Source organism: Pontiella sp., from assembly GCF_041622395.1.
Lineage (GTDB): Bacteria > Verrucomicrobiota > Kiritimatiellia > Kiritimatiellales > Pontiellaceae > Pontiella.
This window is the reverse complement of record NZ_JBFJYW010000329.1, coordinates 1-3,915: the sequence shown is the minus strand read 5'-3', so window position 1 is coordinate 3,915 and position 3,915 is coordinate 1. Positions and strand designations below refer to the sequence as shown.

At 59.6% G+C, this 3,915-nt stretch carries 4 protein-coding genes and 1 pseudogene; 4 read left to right on the top strand and 1 reads right to left on the bottom strand.

What is annotated here, in order from left to right:
- From ABYO54_RS14915 to deoC, 3 genes and pseudogenes are all read left to right on the top strand, one after another.
- Positions 1–249, top strand: a pseudogene (locus tag ABYO54_RS14915) ([FeFe] hydrogenase H-cluster radical SAM maturase HydE); the annotation flags it as partial.
- 70 nt (positions 250–319) lie between these two features.
- Positions 320–1,450, top strand: a complete 1,131-nt coding sequence (locus ABYO54_RS14910) for a DNA recombination protein RmuC (RefSeq protein ID WP_372809034.1) — start codon at positions 320–322, stop codon at positions 1,448–1,450.
- Positions 1,451–1,464: 14 nt separating this feature from the next.
- Positions 1,465–2,145 (top strand): deoxyribose-phosphate aldolase, encoded by a 681-nt coding sequence (gene deoC / locus ABYO54_RS14905; RefSeq protein ID WP_372809033.1) that lies wholly within the window; start codon positions 1,465–1,467, stop codon positions 2,143–2,145.
- A gap of 7 nt (positions 2,146–2,152) precedes the next feature.
- Here the strand turns inward: deoC and hypB are convergent, their stop codons facing one another.
- Positions 2,153–2,866, bottom strand: coding sequence for a hydrogenase nickel incorporation protein HypB (hypB, locus tag ABYO54_RS14900; protein ID WP_372809032.1), 714 nt, complete (start codon positions 2,864–2,866; stop codon positions 2,153–2,155).
- A gap of 135 nt (positions 2,867–3,001) precedes the next feature.
- Between hypB and ABYO54_RS14895 the strand changes: the two genes are divergently transcribed.
- On the top strand, positions 3,002–3,915 hold a 914-nt coding region (locus tag ABYO54_RS14895; RefSeq protein WP_372809031.1), incomplete at its 3' end, for a transglutaminase domain-containing protein.

Here is a 3,915-nt window from a genome sequence, read left to right as displayed (position 1 = left end):
GCGCTGCAGGCGCTCGAATATACCGGCCGCGAGCAGGGGCTGAAGTGCGGAGCCAACGTCATTATGCCCAATCTGACCGAAACCGAGTACCGCCCGAAATACCAGCTCTACGACAACAAGCCCTGCACCGACGAAAATTCGGCCATGTGCCGCGGCTGCCTGAGCGGGCGCATCAAAGGGATCGGCGAGACCATCGGTTTCAAGGAACGGGGCGATTCGCCGCACTACCGCAAACGGACCAAGAACTAGGTTTGAAAACCCCGGCTCATTCGGCATAGTTGGCCGCTTCTTGGAGGACGAGGTTTTGACGACTGTGCTTTTGATCGCTGTGTTAGTGCTTCTTGCCGCTGTTTTGCTGTTGCAGCTGACCGGAAACACGCGGATCAATACTCGTCTGGATGAAAATGCCCGGCAAGGCGAAGAGCGCTTCCTGCGGCTGGAAACCTTTTTCCAGACCCTGGAAAAGGAGCTGCGCGAGGACGTCGAGGGCGTCCGCAAAAAGGTCGACGAATCGCTGGAGCGCAACAACCGCCAGCTGGGCGACCGGGTCAAGGAACTGATCGACACCAACGAACGGCGGCTCGGCGAGATCAGCGGCAAGGTCGAGGAGCGCCTCAACCACGGATTCGAAAAAACCACGTCGGTTTTCGCCGATGTCCTGAAACGGCTGGCGCTCATCGACAAGGCGCAGGAAAACATTGCCAAACTTTCGTCCAACGTCGTCTCGCTGCAGGAGGTGCTTTCCGACAAGCGTTCGCGCGGTGCATTCGGCGAGGTGCAGCTCGGTGCGCTGATCTCCAACATGATGCCGGACAACAGCTATTCGTTGCAGCACACCTTCGGCAACGGCGTGCGCGCCGATTGCGTCCTCTTCCTGCCGGAACCCACGGGCACGCTCTGCATCGATTCCAAGTTCCCGCTCGAAAGCTACCGGCGGATGACCGACACCACGCTGGGCGATGCCGACCGTAAAAACGCCGAGCAGCAGTTCCGGCAGGACATCAAGAAGCACATCAAGGACATTTCATCCAAGTACATCATTCCCGGGGAAACATCCGACGGCGCCGTGATGTTTATCCCGGCCGAAGCGGTCTTTGCCGAAATCCACGGCCACTATCCCGAGCTCGTCGAAGAGGCGCAGCGCGCGCGCGTCTGGCTCGTTTCGCCCACGACCATGATGGCGGTGCTGACCACCGCGCGCGCCGTGCTCAAGGATGCGGCAACCCGCAAGCAGATCCATATTATCCAGGAGCATCTGGTCGCCCTGTCGAAGGATTTCGACCGGTTCCGGCAACGGATGGACAAGCTGGCCACGCACATCGGCCAGGCGAACAAGGACGTTGGAGACGTCCAGGTTTCGGCCAAGAAAATTTCGAGCCGTTTCACCAAGATCGAAAAGGTCGAGCTCGATGGCGAGGATATCCTGCTGCTGGAATCCGAAGAGAATTAAAGGAGTAAGCTGAAATGTATACCGAAAAAGAAGTCGCCGCCGCCATCGACCACGCCGTACTCAAACCCGACCAGACCGAGCAGGATCTGCGCGCCAACGCCGCCATGTGCATCGAACGCGGGGTGGCCAGCATGTGCGTGCGCCCATGCGACATCAAACTTGCCGCCGAGCTGCTGAACGATTCGCCGGTCATGGTGTCGTGCGTGCTCAGTTTTCCGCATGGGGCCGATACCACCGCCGTGAAGGCCTTCCAAGCCGAGCAGGCCATTGAAGACGGCGCGCAGGAAATCGATATGGTGATGAATATCGGGCAGTTCCTGTCGGGCAACTACGATGCCGTCCGCGCCGACATCAAGGCGGTGGTGGATGTCGCGCGCCGCGCCGGCGTGATCGTGAAAGTCATCCAGGAAAGCTGCTATCTCACGCTGGAGCAAGTGGCGAAGGCCTGCGAGCTCGCCTGCGAAGCCGGAGCGGACTTTGTTAAAACCTCCACCGGGTTCGGGCCGTCGTCGGCCACTCCGGAAATCATCGCGGTCATGCTCAAGACGGTGGGGGACCGCATGAAAGTCAAGGCGTCCGGCGGCATCCGCGACTGGGCGACGGCGGTTGCCTATCTGGAGCAGGGCGTGGCCCGGCTGGGGATCGGCGCCACTGCCACCGTGCTCGACGGCGGCCGTTCCGCCGCGGATTATTGACCCCCGGCTACGAAACCAGCCGGCGGAGATAATTGAGCCAGTCGTCCATTCCTTGGCCGGATTTGGCGCTGAGTTCAATGACGTTGGCGCCGGGCTGGACCTGCTGGATATATTTCCGGCAGGCGGCGAGATCCCAGTCCAACGCTTCGGCCAAATCCATCTTGGTGAGCACGACCGCCTTGGCGGTCGCGAAGAGAACCGGATATTTGACCGGCTTGTCTTCGCCTTCCGGCGTCGAGAGCAGGGCCACCTTGAAGCTTTCGCCAAGATCGAAGGCCGTCGGGCAAACCAGATTGCCGACGTTTTCGATGAAGAGCAGCTGGGAGTCGTCATCCACCACGTCGGCCAGCGCATGCCAAACCTGGTGCGCGTCGAGATGGCAGGAGCTGATGGTTTCGATCTGGCGGATCTTCGCCCCCTTGCCCTGGAGCCGTTGCGCGTCGCGGTCGGTCTGCTGGTCGCCCGTGATGACGCCGCACTTGATTTGGCCGTCGAGGGCTTCGAGGGTTTTTTCCAGCAGGAAGGTTTTGCCGGAACCCGGGGAGGAAATCAGGTTGATGGCCACCACGCCGCGCTCCGCCAGCCATGCCCGGTTCTTGTCGGCCAGTTCATCGTTCCGGGCCAGCACCTTTTGCTCCAGCGATACCGTTTTGGTGTGGCGGTGTTCATGGTCGTGATGGTGGTGTTCGTTCGCCGTTCCGCATCCGCATGTTTCGCACATAATCCGCTCCTTGAAATAGGCGGACGATACAATCTTTCCGGCCGCAAAGCCACGCCAAAAACAGGACAAGAACCGCCTTGATGAGCTTCGATAGCGCTTGCCGGTAAGGGACCATGAAGGTAGTAATGTGTGCTTATGACTTTAGATCAAAAGACAAATGCCCCCGCGCGCAAACCCGCTTCCCGCCGCTGGCAACCGGGGGAGATCCGTTCGTTGAATGGCGATGAGCGGATTTCCTTTGCGGTGGCTGCGCTCTACCTCTTTATTTTCTGTGCTTGCAGCTTTCTCTATTGGCCGTCGTTGCCGATGAAAATCGGCGGCGCAACGGCCGGAATTTTGGGCGTCCTGCTTTCCATCGTTGCGATTTTCAACAGGGGGACCGCCCCTCGCAAGCATTCGATCTACACCAAAACCTGGTATCTGGTGGCCTTCCTGTGCGGATTGCTTACCTTGTTCCTGTTGCGGGAGGCGGTGCGTATCATCGGCAATCATGTCGTGGTTGCGGGGATCATCTACGGGAGCCTTTTTTTGTTGCTGGCCATCTTCCGCAAGGCCGTCGTGCAGATCATGATGGCGTTGGTGGCGGTGGCGTTTATTTCCGTGACGGCGGCCAACTGGCAAGCGGCCCGCGCCGGCCATCTCACGTTCCTGGGGGCGCTCGAAGCGTGCGGGAAATCGATTTTCAAGATCCAGCAGATCGAGGCCGTGGCCAACTCGCTGATTGCCGGCAGCTACATGGACTATCTCAACAAGGTCGATTATATCGATGAGCAGTTGAATATTCTGGCGGTCCGCACCGTGCGCAACTCGAAGGACGACGAACTGCAGAAGACCAAGGATATCCTCGATTTCGTAAGCAACGAGATCCACTACATTTCGGACCCGGACGATGGCGTCGAGCATGCGCGCAACCCGATCGGCACCCTCATCGCGGGGGGCGGCGATTGCGAGGACAAGACGCTGGTGCTCTGCTCGATGCTGGAGTCCGTCGGCGTCAAAACCTACATGGCGTTCACCGACGACCACGTTTTCGCGCTGGTGGGGTTTTC

Bases quoted from the DNA above. Each gene is read 5' to 3' on its own strand.
- deoC (WP_372809033.1), top strand. From the start codon at position 1,465: ATGTATACCGAAAAAGAAGTCGCCGCCGCCATCGACCACGCCGTACTC.
- hypB (WP_372809032.1), bottom strand. From the start codon at position 2,866: ATGTGCGAAACATGCGGATGCGGAACGGCGAACGAACACCACCATCAC.